Source organism: Ciceribacter sp. T2.26MG-112.2 (assembly GCF_900492205.1).
GTDB classification, from domain to species: Bacteria; Pseudomonadota; Alphaproteobacteria; order Rhizobiales; family Rhizobiaceae; genus Allorhizobium; species Allorhizobium naphthalenivorans_A.
In genome coordinates, this window is the sequence record NZ_UEYQ01000011.1 from 58,389 (window position 1) to 74,028 (window position 15,640).

Annotated in this window: 14 protein-coding genes; 5 read left to right on the forward strand and 9 right to left on the reverse strand. The window is 63.1% G+C overall.

The window, feature by feature from the left end; all coding sequences use genetic code 11:
* The first annotated feature begins 139 nt into the window (after positions 1–139).
* Entirely contained in the window at positions 140–1,987 is a 1,848-nt protein-coding gene (locus DYZ14_RS15710) for an aminopeptidase P family protein (protein WP_154721554.1), read from the forward strand.
* On the opposite strand, the gene DYZ14_RS15715 is transcribed toward DYZ14_RS15710, so the two are convergent.
* Both DYZ14_RS15715 and DYZ14_RS15720 read right to left on the reverse strand, forming a co-directional pair.
* On the reverse strand, positions 1,965–2,276 hold the full coding sequence (locus DYZ14_RS15715; RefSeq protein WP_154721555.1) for an AzlD family protein: 312 nt from the start codon (positions 2,274–2,276) through the stop codon (positions 1,965–1,967). The two genes, DYZ14_RS15710 and DYZ14_RS15715, sit on opposite strands and share 23 nt — an antisense overlap.
* Positions 2,273–2,986 (reverse strand): AzlC family ABC transporter permease, encoded by a 714-nt coding sequence (locus DYZ14_RS15720; protein ID WP_154721556.1) that lies wholly within the window; start codon positions 2,984–2,986, stop codon positions 2,273–2,275. Before DYZ14_RS15720 ends, DYZ14_RS15715 begins: the two co-directional genes overlap by 4 nt.
* A 248-nt stretch (positions 2,987–3,234) precedes the next feature.
* Between DYZ14_RS15720 and DYZ14_RS15725 the strand changes: the two genes are divergently transcribed.
* On the forward strand, positions 3,235–3,483 hold the full coding sequence (locus DYZ14_RS15725) for a DUF2164 domain-containing protein (protein WP_154721557.1): 249 nt from the start codon (positions 3,235–3,237) through the stop codon (positions 3,481–3,483).
* 25 nt (positions 3,484–3,508) lie between these two features.
* Here the strand turns inward: DYZ14_RS15725 and panB are convergent, their stop codons facing one another.
* The 4 genes from panB to DYZ14_RS15745 all read right to left on the reverse strand — a co-directional run bounded on the left by panB (position 3,509) and on the right by DYZ14_RS15745 (position 8,249).
* The gene (gene panB, locus DYZ14_RS15730) at positions 3,509–4,336 is read right to left on the reverse strand and encodes a 3-methyl-2-oxobutanoate hydroxymethyltransferase (protein WP_154721558.1); all 828 of its coding nucleotides are present in this window, start codon (positions 4,334–4,336) and stop codon (positions 3,509–3,511) included.
* 1 nt (position 4,337) lies between these two features.
* A complete protein-coding gene (gene panC, locus DYZ14_RS15735; protein WP_154721559.1) occupies positions 4,338–5,210 on the reverse strand; it encodes a pantoate--beta-alanine ligase in 873 nt (290 codons plus the stop codon).
* A 117-nt stretch (positions 5,211–5,327) separates the two neighbouring features.
* Complete coding sequence (pncA, locus tag DYZ14_RS15740) at positions 5,328–5,957, reverse strand: bifunctional nicotinamidase/pyrazinamidase (protein WP_154721560.1); 630 nt, start codon at positions 5,955–5,957, stop codon at positions 5,328–5,330.
* 789 nt (positions 5,958–6,746) lie between these two features.
* The gene (locus DYZ14_RS15745; RefSeq protein WP_154721561.1) at positions 6,747–8,249 is read right to left on the reverse strand and encodes a hypothetical protein; all 1,503 of its coding nucleotides are present in this window, start codon (positions 8,247–8,249) and stop codon (positions 6,747–6,749) included.
* Between the two features lie 263 nt (positions 8,250–8,512).
* On the opposite strand from DYZ14_RS15745, the gene DYZ14_RS15750 reads away from it, so the two are divergent.
* The 3 genes from DYZ14_RS15750 to DYZ14_RS15760 all read left to right on the forward strand — a co-directional run bounded on the left by DYZ14_RS15750 (position 8,513) and on the right by DYZ14_RS15760 (position 11,766).
* Complete coding sequence (locus tag DYZ14_RS15750; RefSeq protein WP_154721562.1) at positions 8,513–10,855, forward strand: glucose/quinate/shikimate family membrane-bound PQQ-dependent dehydrogenase; 2,343 nt, start codon at positions 8,513–8,515, stop codon at positions 10,853–10,855.
* A 140-nt stretch (positions 10,856–10,995) separates the two neighbouring features.
* Entirely contained in the window at positions 10,996–11,277 is a 282-nt protein-coding gene (locus DYZ14_RS15755) for a DUF6074 family protein (protein WP_154721563.1), read from the forward strand.
* A 147-nt stretch (positions 11,278–11,424) separates the two neighbouring features.
* Positions 11,425–11,766, forward strand: coding sequence for a hypothetical protein (locus DYZ14_RS15760; RefSeq protein ID WP_154721564.1), 342 nt, complete (start codon positions 11,425–11,427; stop codon positions 11,764–11,766).
* Positions 11,767–11,811: 45 nt separating this feature from the next.
* Here DYZ14_RS15760 and DYZ14_RS15765 read toward each other — a convergent pair whose 3' ends face one another.
* The 3 genes from DYZ14_RS15765 to DYZ14_RS15775 all read right to left on the reverse strand — a co-directional run bounded on the left by DYZ14_RS15765 (position 11,812) and on the right by DYZ14_RS15775 (position 15,507).
* Positions 11,812–12,507, reverse strand: a complete 696-nt coding sequence (locus DYZ14_RS15765; RefSeq protein WP_195949975.1) for a nucleotidyl transferase AbiEii/AbiGii toxin family protein — start codon at positions 12,505–12,507, stop codon at positions 11,812–11,814.
* A complete protein-coding gene (locus tag DYZ14_RS15770) occupies positions 12,508–12,777 on the reverse strand; it encodes a hypothetical protein (protein ID WP_154721565.1) in 270 nt (89 codons plus the stop codon).
* 105 nt (positions 12,778–12,882) lie between these two features.
* Positions 12,883–15,507, reverse strand: coding sequence for an ATP-dependent helicase (locus DYZ14_RS15775; protein WP_154721566.1), 2,625 nt, complete (start codon positions 15,505–15,507; stop codon positions 12,883–12,885).
* Between the last annotated feature and the right edge of the window lie 133 nt (positions 15,508–15,640).

Consider the following 15,640-nt stretch of genomic DNA (forward strand, 5'->3'; position numbering starts at 1 on the left):
TTTATGCGGGATGCCGCCATTATGGTGCATTGCCGCATAAGGCCCGGCGGGGAGTGTCGGCCGAGGCTTTGCGATGGTGCGGGACGGGCAGGCCTTGCTATAAGGTGCTCTCCAGATTCCGGTGATAAAGGCGCAGACCATGTTTCAGTCGTTCGATGTGACATCCACCCCGCAATTCGGTCGTGAAAGGGTCGAGGCCCTGAGGACCCGGTTCGAGGCGCTCGGCATCGACGGTTTCCTGGTGACGCGGGCCGATGAGTATCAGGGCGAATATGTGCCGGCTTCGGCCGAGCGTCTCTCCTGGCTCACCGGCTTTACCGGATCGGCCGGGCAGGCGCTGGTCACTACTGACAAGGCGATCGTCTTCGTCGATGGTCGCTATGTGACGCAACTGGCCGAACAGGTCGATCCCGCCGTCTTCACCGCCGGCGATCTGGTGGGCGAGCCGCCGCACAAGTGGATCGCCGCGCATGCGCCGAAGGGCTTTCGCCTCGGCATCGATCCGTGGCTGCACACCAGCCAGGAGGTGGAGCGGCTGGAGAAGGCGCTTGCCGGGCAGAACGGCGCCCTCGTCGTTCTGGCCGCCAATCCGCTCGACGCGATCTGGATGGATCGTCCGGCCGAGCCGCTCGGGCAGGTCTCCATCCAGTCGATCGCCTATTCCGGCGTGCTGGCCAAGGACAAGATCGCCCGGATCGCCGCCGACCTTGCCGACAAGGGCATCGACGCCGCGCTGATTACCGATCCGTCGTCGGTCGCCTGGATCTTCAACATTCGCGGCAGCGACGTGCCGCATATGCCGCATCCGCTGGCGCGCGCCATCATCAAGGCCGACGGGACCGCCGAACTGTTTCTCGACAAGCGCAAGACCGGCATCGAGGCGGAGGCCTATCTCGGGCAGATGTGCCGCCAGATCGATCCGCGCCTGCTGGTGGCGCATCTGGAAAAGCTCGCGGTCGAGGGAAAGCGCGTCCTGGTCGACCCCGAGCTTGCGCCGTTTGCCCTGGTCGAACTCATCCGGGGCCATGGCGGCGCGGTGGTCAAGGGGGATGATCCGGCCAAGATCGCCCGGGCGGTGAAGAACAGCGTCGAGCTCAACGGCTCGGCCGCCGCCCATCTGCAGGACGGGGTGGCGGTCGTCGAATTCCTCGCCTGGCTCGACGACCAGCATCCGGGCAGCGTCACCGAGATCGGCGCGGCGAAGGCGCTCGAGGCGGCCCGGGCCCGCGTCGGCGAGCGGATGCAGAACCCGCTCAAGGATATTTCCTTCGACACGATCGCCGGCGCCGGCGAGCATGGCGCGGTGATCCATTATCGCGCCACCACCACGTCCGACCGACCGATCCATTCGGGAGACCTCTTTCTGATCGACAGCGGCGCGCAATATGTCAACGGGACGACCGACATTACCCGGACGCTGGCGATCGGGGCGGCGTCGGACGAGCAGAAGCGTTTCTTCACCCTGGTGCTGAAAGGCATGATCGCCATCAGCACGGCGCGGTTTCCCAAGGGGACGCGCGGCTGCGACCTCGATCCCCTGGCACGCATCGCGCTGTGGAAGGCCGGTGCGGACTATGCGCATGGCACGGGCCACGGCGTCGGCTCGTTCCTCTCGGTGCACGAGGGGCCGCAGCGCATTTCGCGGCTGTCGACGCAGGAGCTGCTGCCCGGCATGATCCTTTCCAACGAGCCCGGCTATTACCGGCCCGGCGCCTTCGGCATCCGCATCGAGAACCTGGTCTATGTCCGGGAGGCGGAACCGGTCGAGGGCGGCGACATGCCGATGATGAGCTTCGAGACGCTCACCTATGTGCCGATCGACAAATATCTCGTCGTCACCGAGCTTCTGACCCGCGAGGAACTGCGCTGGCTCGACGACTATCACGAAAAGACCCGCACAGAACTCATGCCGCTCATGCATGACGACAAGGCGCGGGCCTGGCTGGAGCGGGCGACCGAGCCGTTCAGCCGACCAGGTGGCGCATGACCATCACGGCGATCCAGCCGCCGACCAGCATGGGGATGGAGGAAAAGCCAAGGCCGATCGCGAGCGCCACGGCCATGGCTACCGTCACGTCTATGCCGCCGGAGAAGAAGGCGGGGGCAACCAGCGTGGTCAGCACCGCCGCCGGCACGGCGTTCAGCGCCGCATCGACGCGCGGCGGCACGTTCTTTAGCCGGCTCATCAGCAGATAGCCGCCGATCCTTGTCAGGTAGGTGGCAACCGCGCCGGCCAGGATGAGCAGCGTCATATGCGGGGTGAAAAGCTCGCTCATGCGCTGGTCTCCGCTTCGGCGGGACCGGCCGTTACGGCCTTCGGCGGCAGGAGGGCTGCGAGAAGCACGCCGGCAAGCGCCCCGATGCTGACATGCCAGGGGGAACCGACCAGCTTTTGCGCCAGGATCGAGACGGCCGCACTGACGATGACCACGCCGAGGAAATTCGGTCGCTTGCGGAAGCCGAGCACGAGGCCCATGAAGTAGATGGGCAGGAGAACGTCGAAGCCGAGCGCCCTTGGATCGCCGACTAGTTTGCCGAAACCGGCGCCGATCGCGCTGACCCCGACCCAGCCGACATAGATGGTCGTGGCAAAACCCATGTACCAGGCAAAGGAAACGCTTCTTCCGGTCTCCCCGCGTGTCAGGGTCTGGGCAAATTGCGGATCGGTCAGCAGGAAGAATGACAGAGCTTTCTGCGCCGGGGAAAAGTGCGTGATGAAGGGCGTGATCGCCGCCGAATAGAGGATGTGGCGGAAGTTGACGGCAAAGATCGACAGCACGATCACCCAGACCGGCACGGAATGGCCGAACAGCTCGATGCCGACCAGCTGGCTTGCGCCGGCGAAGATGATCGCGCTCATCAGGGTCGCCTCGGCGACCGTCTGGCCGTTGCTGACGGCGATGGCGCCGAACAGGGCGGCAAAGGGGATCGTGGAGACGAGGATCGGCACGCTGCCGCGCAGGCCCTCGGTATAGTCGGATTTCATCTGTCGTCGCACCTCGTTTGATCTGAGCCTTTAAAGCCAAGCCCTTCGCTTAACAAACGAATAAGCCTGATGGGTCGATTGATTCCCCTGACATGTCGCTCGAGCGTTTCCGTTCGAGGGCGAAACGGCGCACCGCTCTCTCGTGTCTGTCGTGCACCTCCCGATGGTAAAACCGCTTCCCACTCCGGCTCGAAATGCACTAGTCTCGCACTGTTCCCGACGAGGGGGATGTCACAAGGAACGCGTCTTTGCCGAAACTCGATTTTTCCAACGAAGACCAGGCGGCGATCGTCGCCAAGGTGCAGGACTATTTTCTCACCGAATTCGAGCTCGATGTCGGGCGGTTCGAGGCCGAGGCCATGCTGCAGTTCTTCGCCAAGGAGATCGGCGCGCACTTTTACAATCGCGGCCTTTACGATGCCCAGGCGGTGGTCACCGGCCAGATCGACGCGATCAACGATGCGATCTACCAGCTGGAGCAGACGCCCGGCAGCTGAGCCGCCGGGCCTGCACACAGTTGGGCTATTTCTTCGGCCGCACCTGGAAGGTGTGTTCCGGACCGGGGAAGCTGCGGGCGCGGACTTCTCCCGCATAGTCTTCCGCGGCCTTGGAGATCACGCCGGCGAGGTCGGCGAAGTGTTTGACGAAACGCGGCTTGAAATCGTTGAACAGGCCGAGCATGTCGTCCGAGACCAGAACCTGGCCGTCGCAAGCCGGCGAGGCGCCGATGCCGATGGTGGCGGCGGCAACCGTGCCGGTGATCTCCCGGGCCAGTGGCTCGACCGTCCCCTCGATGACGATGGCAAACGCGCCGGCCTGATCGATGGCGCGGGCATCGCGGCGGATCTTCTCGGCTTCCGCGTCGCTGTGGCCCTTCGAGCGATAGCCGCCGGCGGTGTTGACCTGCTGCGGCATCAGCCCGACATGGCCGAAGACCGGCACGCCGCGCGAAACGAGGAAGGCGACGGTTTCCGCCATTTCCTCGCCGCCCTCCAGCTTGACGCCGTCGCAACCGGTTTCCTTCATGATGCGAGCGGCGGTGCGAAAGGCCTGTTCCTTCGATTCCTGGTAGGAGCCGAAGGGCAAATCGACGATGACGCAGGCATGCGACGCGCCGCGCATGACCGCCTGGCCATGGGCGATCATCATCTCGACGGTGACACCGACCGTCGTTTCCATGCCGTAGAGCACCATGCCGAGGCTGTCGCCGACCAGGAGCAGGTCGCAATGCGGGTCGAAGAGCCGGGTCATCGGGGTGGTGTAGGCGGTCAGGCAGACGGCCGGGCGGACACCCTTGAGGGCGGTGATATCGGCCGGTGTCAGCCGCTTCTGGCGGGGCGGGGTGCTCATGTCAGGCGGCCTCCATGCCGTTTTCGGATGCGATGTCGATCACCCGGTTGTCGAGAAGCCGGGTCTGGCCGATGCGCACGAAGAGCAGCAGCAGGACCGGACCGGAGACGGTGTCGATTGCGGCGAGCGTCTCGGGGTGGCGCAGCGCCACGACCTCGGGCTCGGCCAGCGGCTCGGTGCGGATGAAGCGGGTGATCTGGGCTTCGATCGCGGCGACATCCTTGAGGCCGGAGCGGATCAGCCGGACGGCCTCGTCGAGGGCGCAAGGCACGATCACGGCCGCGGCGCGCTGCTCGGGGCTGAGGTAGACATTGCGCGAGGAGCAGGCGAGGCCGTCCTTTTCGCGCACGGTCGGCACCGGGGTGATCTTCACAGGCTGGGCAAGATCCTCGACCATGCGACGGATGATCGCCACCTGCTGATAGTCCTTCTCGCCGAAATAGGCGGCGTGCGGCTGGACGATATTGAAGAGCTTGGTGACGACGGTGGCGACGCCGGCGAAATGGCCGGGGCGGGCGGCGCCCTCCAGTTCCGAGCCGAGTTTCGGCACGTCGACCACGGTTTCCATCGGCTTTGAATACATGTCGGCAACGCTGGGGGCGAAGAGGAAGTCGACGCCGGCCTGTGCCAAGAGGGCGCTGTCGCGCTCCAGGTCGCGCGGATATTTCGCCAGATCCTCGTTTGCGCCGAATTGCAGTGGATTGACGAAGATCGATACCACGGTCACCTCGTTTTCCGCCCTTGCCCGGCCGACCAGCGTCAGGTGGCCCTCGTGCAGGTAGCCCATGGTGGGTACGAAACCGATGGTCCGGCCGGCCCGGCGATGGGGGGCAAGCCGTTCTCGCAGTTCGGCGATGGTGGTGACGGTCTCCATATCGGTCCTCCGCAATACCTTATGGCGCGCCGGTCCCGTAGCGTGGATGGGCGGGGAAATCAATCGGCCGGAAGACGGGGGGAGGGGCGAGTTGCCTGGTCCCACATGACGGATGGTTCAGCCGCCGATGACGTCTCTGCTCGACACAATGGCGACACCGGCGGATTTCATCTCCTCGAACGCGGCCCTCACTCCATCGGGGTCGATGCCGCGCGAGCCGTCCTCGATGAAGCGGACGGTGACGCCGGGCAGCATGTCGACCGCGTCGAGGGCGGAGAATTTCACGCAGTAGTCGGTGGCAAGGCCCATGAGGTCGAGTTCGGTGACGCCCTTGTCCTTCAGATAGCCGGCAAGGCCGGTGAGGGCTGCCCGGTCGTTGTCGCGAAAGGCCGAATAGCTGTCGACCGCCGGGTTCTCGCCCTTTCTCTGGACATGGGCGATGGCCGAGAGGTCGAGGCCGGGATGAAATTCGGCGTCTGCCGTTCCCTGGACGCAATGGTCCGGCCACAGCACCTGCGGCTGGCCGTTGAGTTCGCCCATGTCGAAGGGTTTTTTCCCCGGATGCTGCGAGGCGAAGCTGCCGTGGTTGGCGGGGTGCCAGTCCTGCGAGGCGACGATCAGGTCATAGTGTCCGCTGTTCATCAACGCATTGGCGACCGGCACGACCTTGTCGCCATCGGCGACCGGCAGATTGCCGCCCGGGCAGAAGCCGTTCTGGATATCGATCAGCAGCAGGGCCTTGGTCATGGTCGTCGTCCTTTCAATCGGTGCGGCGCAAGATGGCAAGGGGGGACGGCGGGATCAAGGGGGATCGACCCGGGGCCGTCCTTCTTGCCCAGCCGGAAACCCCGGCCGGGCCTCATGCCCTCCGGTTCGCTCTCATGCGCTCTGCCCGGACCAGATCCGAGCGGACGGGGCGCCTCTGGCTGCCGCGTAAGATAGAAAACAAATGACACCCAAAGGCGCCCCGTTCGGCGGTTTTTGCCCCGCGACTTCGATCTCTCTGCGGCGCCGGCCCTTGCCGGGGATTTTTCAGGCGGGCCCGGTTCTTCTGAACCGGCGGACGCCCGCACACCCTCGACAACCCGATCTTACCACCATGCCACGCCACACAGGCGCACCCGGCGCGCTGTCAGGGCCGGCAAGGTTTTGGGCTGCCCAAAGCCCGAAAACCTTGCCCCCACGTCGCTAGGGGAGACCATTTTCCGCGGACCCCGGGGAAAGGCTCTCGCGTCCTTCCTCTTCCCCCGGCGCCGGCCCCGCCTCGCCACAACGCCTTGTGGTGTATCCGAGGGCGGAACGCGATGAGTCTAGGGCCGGGCGAGGGGGCGGGGAGGAATTTTGCACAAAAGCATTGAATTTGTTGGGGAAACTCTGCGGTGTTTCCCCGGTTTTCCAGTGTTCGCATGGCGTTACCCCCTCTCGGCCGGGTCGACATTTCCCTCATAAGGGGAGATTTGGCCGGGTCACTACCGGTATATGCCGGTTTTGAGGCGAGACGTGGCGTGCGCGGACTAACAATTGAATATGACGCAGTCAGGTTTTTTCGAGCCAGGTCATCATGCCTTCGATCCCAAGAGGCCTGCCCAACTTATCGGCATTTGAGAGGATGCGTTGATAGTCGCTTTCAAGGTCTATCCTCATTGAAACGGCCCCTCTATCGCATACCTTCGCTTCTCTCACTTGGGCAGGCCCGCATACTAACGTCCGAAGACCCTCGCTTGTCTGATCGGTTACGACTGCTCGTTCAACAATCGCCCCAACCTCCCAGTCCCCAATTGTCAGAGCGACTGGGAAAATAATCGATGTTGCTGGTTGTTGGCTGAAATCCTCTGTCGGAACTTCAATTTTTAGGGCTCGGTCGCCTAGAAGCAAAGCGCCGCTATGCAAGAGTGGCAGGCCATTATTTACATCAGCAAGGCTAAATTCAAAGTTCGACAACGCGCTATGTTGAGCGACCTTTGTCAGCGCAGAGACAATATCGATCAAGCAATCGATCTCGCGGCCATTGCTGTTAGCTTCGAAATTTCCGGACCATGTTGGGTTGCCGTTTGTTCTGGCGTCAACCTTTAGCGGTCCCGCTCGCAACCAGCGCATTATTTTCGTGTATGCAGCGAAGTGTGCCAAGTTGTAGCTTTCGTTGGCTTTAAGTGTAAGCGTGCCTTCGCCTCCAGTTCTGTGAAGAACTATATCGACGGGTGGTGCACACAAGCGCAACCGCGAAGAATCCCGCGAGGCGAGCGGCGGATGAAAACCGTAGACGTTGCCCTTCAGGGCTAGGGACGGTTCATTCGTCGGGCTCACTACCCTGATCTCGCAGGTGCTAATGGGGGTCGGCTTGATCGACATAGTCCCACGGGGAATTGGCGGCCCGAGTGGCTCGGGAATGCCGAAGCGCTGGTCAGTCACGGAAAAGTGTTCGATATTCAGGCCTGAACCGAGACCTAAGAATGCGTTCCCAATCTCGTCATCTGACGGGGAAGTGATGCTGAAATTGACGACCGCAAAGCCACGCTCATAGCCGGTAGCTGAGTAAAGTCTCGACTTTGCAGTTCGATATGCCTCAATCGAACTGCCTATGCGTGCTTGCATCCAATCGACAACATTCTCACAGATCCTGTCTGCCACCCGGAACCTTACGGATTGAAAGGTCCGGTTCAGCTTTTTTCCAGCTAATCGGGCCTTCCGAATGTCCTTCAACGCTGAATGCATGAGCGCACCGCAAATCTCAAGGCCGTACATTTCATTGTTTGCATCTACTAGGATTAGAAACCAAGGATCAGGGGAGCTACACGCGGTTAGCATGTTGCTGAGTTTCACCTTGACAATCATTGATCTGGAGACTGTTGACTTGATCTGAACAAAGGCATGCGGACGCGGAGGCTTAGTTTCTGCCGGCCCGGTGAACGCCATATCGGGGAACTCTACGAAAAAGTCCCATCCGTTTGTATCCTCGTCAGGTTCCGAAGCAACGGCTCCTCCGGAGGAGCACGCTACGGAGAAGTGCTTTTCTGCTCGACGCGAAGTGCGGCTTTTCACGAAATTGTATCCGATCAATTCTGCCTCCGAATCAATTTACACTGGTCGTCGGTCGTTTGGCGACACCGCCGCGTCAGTGGCGAGTACGGATCCTCAGAAATAGCTCTTGGTGCCGAGGACCTTACTTTAGGGTCAAAAGTGGAGGTGCGCCTACCTTATTCGCGAGGGGGGTGGAACCGATTGGGCCGGCGGTCGTTGGCGACATGTCGGGTCACTCCCAGGCACGGCAACCCATGATTTTCAGAACCTAGTGGAATTTCACCATGCTCAATCTCTTCACCGCCGTGCTGTTCGGCGCGCTCGGGCTGATACTTGCCGTCGGCGGCGCGCAGCTCGTGGCGCTGTCGGGCAGCCCCTATTATCTGGCTGCCGGCATCATCCTGATGATTTCCGCCGTTCTCATCGTCGCCCGCCGGGCAGAGGCGCTGTGGCTGCATGGCCTGCTGATCCTCGCCAGCCTCGGCTGGGCGGTCTTCGAGGTCGGCTTCGACTGGTGGCAGCTCGGCACGCGCGGCGGTCTGATCGTGCTGCTCGGTTTGTGGCTGATGCTGCCGGCCGTTCGTCGCCCGCTCGGGCGGCCGCGCCGCGCCGAGGATCTGGGCAGGCCGGCGAACGTCTGGCCGGTGGCCTTTCCGGTTCTCGTCGCCCTTGTGGTCGCCGGCTATGCCATGACCATCGATCCCTATGATCGCTCCGGTTCGCTGCCGACCGACAAGGTCGCGCAGACGCCGTCCTATGGTGGGGAGGTGCCGGATGGCGAATGGCACCAGTACGGCCGCACGCCCTACGGACAGCGTTATTCGCCGCTGGCAGAGATCACCACCGAGAATGTCGACAGGCTCGAGGTTGCCTGGACCTATCAGACGGGCGACGTGAAGCTGCCCGACGATGTCGGCGAGACGACCTATCAGGTAACGCCGCTGAAAGTGGGCGACACGCTCTATCTCTGCACGCCGCACAATTGGGCGATCGCCATCGACGCGGCGACCGGCAAGGAGAAGTGGAAATTCGACCCGAATGCTGGGCTCAATCCCGACCGGCAGCACCAGACCTGCCGCGGCGTCACCTATTATGCCGATCCGGCAGCGACCGCGGGGGCTGAATGCGCCGCGCGCGTCTATCTGCCGACCTCGGATGCGCGGCTGATCGCGCTCGATGCGGCGACCGGCCAGGTGTGCGAGAGCTTTGCCGACCGGGGTACGCTGCGGCTCGAGGCCGGCATGCCCTACAATCCGGCCGGTTATTACTATTCGACCTCGCCGCCGGTGATTGCCGGCAACAAGATCATCATCGGCGGGGCGGTCAACGACAACTACTCGACCAAGTCGCAGTCCGGCGTGATCCGCGCCTTCGACGTCGATACCGGCGCGCTGGTGTGGAACTGGGACAGCGGCAATCCGGCGCAGACGGCGCCGATCGGGCCGGGCGAGACCTATACCGCCAATTCGCCGAACAGTTGGTCGGTGTTCTCGGTCGACGAGCAATTGGGGTTCGTCTATATCCCGCTCGGCAATCAGGTGCCCGACCAGATCGGCATCGGCCGCAGCGAGAGCGTGGAGAAATATTCGTCCTCGATCGTCGCGCTGGACATCAATACCGGGGCCGATCGCTGGGTGCGCCAGACCGTGCATCACGATCTGTGGGACATGGACGTGCCGGCCCAGCCGGTGCTGCTCGACATCACGGCGAAGGACGGAACGGCCGTGCCGGCGCTGGTCGGGCCGACCAAGCAGGGTGATGTCTATGTGCTTGACCGGCGCACCGGCCAGCCGCTCCTGCCGATCGAGGAAATTCCCGCACCGGGCGGTGCTGTCGAGGGCGATTTCACCGCGCCGACGCAACCCATTACCAAGCTTTCCTTCCGTCCGGACCGGATGGAAGAAAAGGACATGTGGGGCGTCACGCTGATCGACCAGATGCTGTGCCGCATCGCCTTCCACAAGCTGAAATACGAGGGACAGTACACGCCGCCTTCGCTCGAAGGCACGCTGGTCTATCCCGGCAATTTCGGCACGTTCAACTGGGGCTCGGTCGCGGTCGATCCGGAGCGGCAGGTGATGTTCGGCATGCCGACCTATCTGGCGTTCACCTCGCGGCTGGTGCCGCGCGACCAGGTGCCGCTGAAGGAGCAGGACGAGAAGGGCTCGGAACAGGGGCTGAACCGCAATGACGGCGCGCCCTACGGCGTCTATATGGGCCCGTTCCTGTCGCCGCTCGGCATTCCCTGCCAGGCCCCGCCGTGGGGCACGGTCGCGGGTGCCGACCTTCGCACCGGCGAGATCGCCTACCAGCATCGCAACGGCACCGTGATGGACATGACGCCGCTGCCGCTGCCGTTCAAGGTCGGCGTGCCGGGCATCGGCGGGCCGATGATCACCAAGGGCGGTGTGGTCTTCCTCGGGGCGGCGGTCGACAATTATCTGCGCGCCTATGACCTCACCACCGGCGAGGAGCTGTGGAAGGCACGGCTTCCGGCCGGCGGGCAGGCGACGCCGATGACCTATGAGCAGGACGGCCGGCAATATGTCGTCATGGTGGCCGGCGGGCATGGGTCGGTGGGCACCAAGCCCGGTGATTATGTGATCGCCTATCGGCTGGCCGAATAACAGCTACGAGGAGCCGAGGCCTCCGGGCGCGAATGCCCGGGGGCTTCATTCGTCCCTTTCCGCGACGTTGGGGCGGCGCCGAAACGGAACATTAACCACGCTGATTCTACACGTGTTTTGTAAACGTGAGGATGTAGCGCATGCGTAACGACGCCCCGACCGAAAAGGCCACCCCGTCCATCGCCTTTTTCCCGCTCGCCAGCCGCCGCGACCTCGTTCGCCGCTCCGCCGAGCTGCTCGACAATTGCCACGGCCCGGCCGCCGTCGACTTTTGGCGCACGACCTGCCGGGCGCTCGGCACTGAGCTTCTGGCGCTCGGCTGCCCGGAAGAAGAGATGCGCGCCGAGATCATGGATTTCCAGGCGGCGGTGCAGATGGAGCTGATGTGGCTGCACCGGGGGCAGGCGGTCGCGGAGGGGTGATGGGCGCCTGTTCCTGAAGGCACCTGGTGTCGTGCCAGGAGTCTGCATCTCAGCTGCGCTTGCTGGAGGCGACCGGTTTTGACGCATGGGCGACCACTGCCACAGCAATGCTATTTTGCCCGAGAAGGCGAGACGCCGCCGCTGTGCGTGTCGCATATACTGAACGGCGCCGTCCATATCTACGATCCTTCCCTGCCGCCCGGCTCCTTTGACCTCCTGCCCTTCGACACGTCAGGCGGGCTCGAATACAATGAAGCGCTCTTCGATCTCCTGGTCTCCCTGAACAGGTCCGGCCTGCCTTTCATCTACCAGCCGAAACAAATGGGTGCGCCAGAGCAATTGATGACGTGGTGGCAGGACGTCGGCAAGCTGAAGGAAGCCTTTTGGCTGATCAGCTGGCGCGAACCGGACATCTGGTTCAAGACGTTGATCGTGCCGCCCATTCTCGGACTGCGGGGCTGGACGGGACCTAAGACGTTCATGGGATGACGTGCGATGCGAGCGTAGACGCTGCGTAAGGCTGAAGCGTGACAACTAATTGTCGGCTTTCAAGCGATGGGACGACTTGCATACTGTTTCCAAGAGCGCGATCGTTACTGCCTGGGCCTCACCGGGAACTTCAGAGAAGTCCTCACGCAAGAGCAGCTTTGCCATGATATTTTGTGCAAAGACTGGGTTCATCTGGCGAGCGACCGTGAGCGCCTTGGCGCATTCGTCCTCGAACGGAGCAAGCGCGTCGAGAACGTAGTTTCTGCCGAGGGATTTCAAGACACAGGCGATGTCGAACATATCGCGTGGCTGCATGGAAGCGCCGCGGTAGCGGATCTTCTTCGCGATGATTTCCGCGGGGGTTTCCAGCAGGACGCTCACCCCACGGACCTCGGCCGCTATCGTCGGCTTCTCCGTCAAGCTCGGAGCGCAGATGAAGTCGATTTCACCCACTCCCTTGAAGGCGATCTTCAGTGCGCGCGATCCATCGGAGTGATACCCGGCGGGCGTCATGTCGAGGACATATCCCTGGGTCTGGGGATTGAGAAACGGCAACAGTTGCGGATCATCGAGGAAGATATCGACGTCGAAGCTTTCGCGGTGATCAATCTGGAGCATGAGGGCGGTGCCGCCCCCGAAACTCCAACGGTCGATTAGATCGACTGCTGCATTGGCCTGTCGAATGATGCTGCAAGCCTGGTCGAACAGCCTACCCCATCGGCTCGATGCAGGTTCGGCCAACTAAGCCGCCAGCGCCAGCGGCAGCGTGTAACCCGCCAAAACGGAAAACTTGTGTGCGACTTCGGCGGCAATCACCGGGTCGATGTGCATTTCTTTGATGAACGAGTACTGCAGCCCTTCCTCCACTTCCGAATAGAAAGAGAAGGCTGCCGGATCGCAGTGGATAGCGCTTTCAGGATCGGAGATCTTGGAAGCCAATTGTTCAGCCGAAAGGCTCGTCCCGTAAGGGGCGTTGACAGTCGACAAAACCATCATTGCCAGGATCGACATCGCACCTCATTCCACGCTCAAGCGTTTTAACTAAATAGCGCAATAGAAGCTGGAGAACAAGGAACGCCCTCTGTGCTATTCTTGGACTGCCGCAGGGCCCGCCCCTCACACCCTTTCCACAAACCCGTCCAGCACGCGCTTTTCGCCCGCCCGGTCGAAGTTGATGGTCAGCTTGTTGCCCTCGATCGAGGCGATGTTGCCGTTGCCGAACTTGATGTGGAAGACGCGGTCGCCGACGGTGAATTTCGATGGTTCCGTGGTGGTGGACTTGGCCACCAGTTCGCCCTCGATGGTTTTCGCCTTCGGGCCGCTCTCGCCATAGCCGATGCGCTCGATCGCGTGGCCGGAGCGGTTGCCCCAGTTGTCGCGGGTGGCGTCCGACTTGTTGGCCTGGGCGCGTTTCCAGCCGGGGGTGGAATAGGTGTTGGCGAAGGGATCGGCCTTGTCGAAGCGCGACTGGCCGTAGCCGCCGCGACCGTAGCCGCCATAGGACTGCTCGCTTTCGGCGACCTCGACATGGGTGACCGGCAGTTCGTCGAGGAAGCGCGACGGCATGGTCGATTGCCATAGGCCGTGGATGCGGCGGTTGGAGACGAACCAGATGTGGCAGCGGCGTTTTGCCCGGGTGATGCCGACATAGGCGAGGCGACGTTCCTCCTCCAAGCCGGAGCGGCCGCCTTCGTCGAGCGCGCGCTGGTGGGGGAAGAGGCCTTCCTCCCAGCCGGGCAGGAAGACGGTCTCGAATTCCAGCCCCTTGGCCGAATGCAGCGTCATGATCGACACGGCATCCATCTCGGCATTCTGCTCGGTGTCCATGACCAGCGAGACGTGTTCGAGGAAGCCGCGCAGGCTCTCGAAGGCCTCCATCGAGCGGATCAGTTCTTTCAGGTTTTCCAGGCGGCCGGGCGCTTCCGCCGACTTGTCGTTCTTCCACATGTCGGTATAGCCCGACTCTTCGAGGATCTGTTCGGCGAGCTCGGTATGGGGTGTCGTTTCAAGCAGTTCCGACCAGCGCCTGAAGTGTTGAATCACGTCGAACAGCGCCTTGCGGGCCTTGGGCTTGACCTCGTCGGTCTCGATCAGGTCGACGGCTGCGGCGAGCATCGGCACGTCGCGGGCGCGGGCATAATCGTGCAGCGTGCGGATGGTGGTGTCTCCCAGGCCTCGCTTCGGCGTGTTGACGATGCGCTCGAAGGCGAGGTCGTCGGACGGCTGGCAGACGAGGCGGAAGTAAGCCATGGCGTCACGGATTTCGAGGCGCTCGTAGAAGCGCGGGCCGCCGATGACGCGGTAGTTGAGGCCCAGCGTGACGAAGCGGTCTTCGAACTCGCGCATCTGGAAGGAGGCGCGCACCAGGATCGCCATGTCGTTGAGATTGTGCTTCTTGCCGTCGGCATCGCCGCGCTGCAGTCGCTCGATCTCCTCGCCGACGGCGCGGGCTTCCTCTTCACTATCCCAGGCGGCGTGGACCACCACCTTCTCGTCGTCGGGGTTCACCCGGTCGGTGAACAGCGTCTTGCCGAGGCGCCCTTCATTGTGGGCGATCAGATGGCCGGCGGCGCCGAGGATATGCTCGGTCGAGCGGTAGTTGCGTTCCAGCTTGATGACCTTGGCGCCGGGAAAATCCTTCTCGAAGCGCAGGATGTTGTCGACCTCCGCGCCGCGCCAGCCATAGATCGACTGGTCGTCGTCGCCGACGCAGCAGATGTTGACGGTGGCCTTCCCCTTCTCCCCAGCGGGGAGAAGGTGGTCCGAAGGACCGGATGAGGGGGTCTTGCCGCCAAGGTTCGTGGGTGCCGCCCCCTCACCCGGCGCTTTCGCGCCACCCTCTCCCCGCTGGGGAGAGGAGGGGGGTGACCGCTGCGCCAGAAGCCGCAGCCACATGTATTGCGCGGTGTTGGTGTCCTGGTACTCGTCGACCAGGATGTAGCGGAAGCGGTCGTTATAGTCCTTCAGGATGTCCGGGTTGGCGCGGAACATGCGGATGGGGTGCAGCAGCAGGTCGCCGAAGTCGCAGGCGTTCAAGGTCTTCAGGCGGTTCTGGTAGGCGGCATAGAGTTCGCGGCCGCGGCCGTTGGCGAAGGCCCGGGCATCGCCCTCGGGGATCTGCGAGGGGTCGAGGCCCTTGTTCTTCCAGCCGTCGATCATCTGGGCGAATTGCTTGGCCGGCCAGCGCTTGTCGTCGATGCCCTCGGCCTGGATGATCTGCTTGATCAGGCGGATGACGTCGTCGGTGTCGAGAATGGTGAAATCGGAGCGCAGGCCCACCATTTCGGCGTGGCGGCGCAGGATCTTGACGCCGATCGAGTGGAAGGTGCCGAGCCAGGGCATGCCCTCGACGGCGCCGCCGACGAGCAGCCCGATCCGCTCCTTCATCTCGCGCGCCGCCTTGTTGGTGAAGGTGACGGCGAGGATCTGGCTCGGGAAGGCGCGGCCGGTCGCGAGGATATGGGCGATGCGGGTGGTCAGCACCCGGGTCTTGCCGGTGCCGGCACCGGCCAGAACCAGGACCGGGCCATCCAGCGTTTCCACGGCTTCGCGCTGCTCGGGATTGAGGCCGGCGAGGTAATCGGGCGCAGGGCGGGCCTGGTCGCGGGCCGCCATGGCGCGCGCGGCGATGCCGAGGCCGCCGGCGGCGGGTGCGGAGGCCGGGGCACGGCCCTCGGCCGGCTTGCGCGGGGCGGGCTCTTCCTCGTCGAAGAAGGGAATGTCGTCGAAACCGTTACTCATGCGGCCAATGTAGTGATTCGGATTGGAAAGGCCAGAAAAGATGTTCCCCTTTCATTCCGATCCAGCCGCTATCCGCAGGGAATATTGACGGTTTTGCCCGGAGCTTGGGCAAAGGGCCGGGGACCGGTGGAAA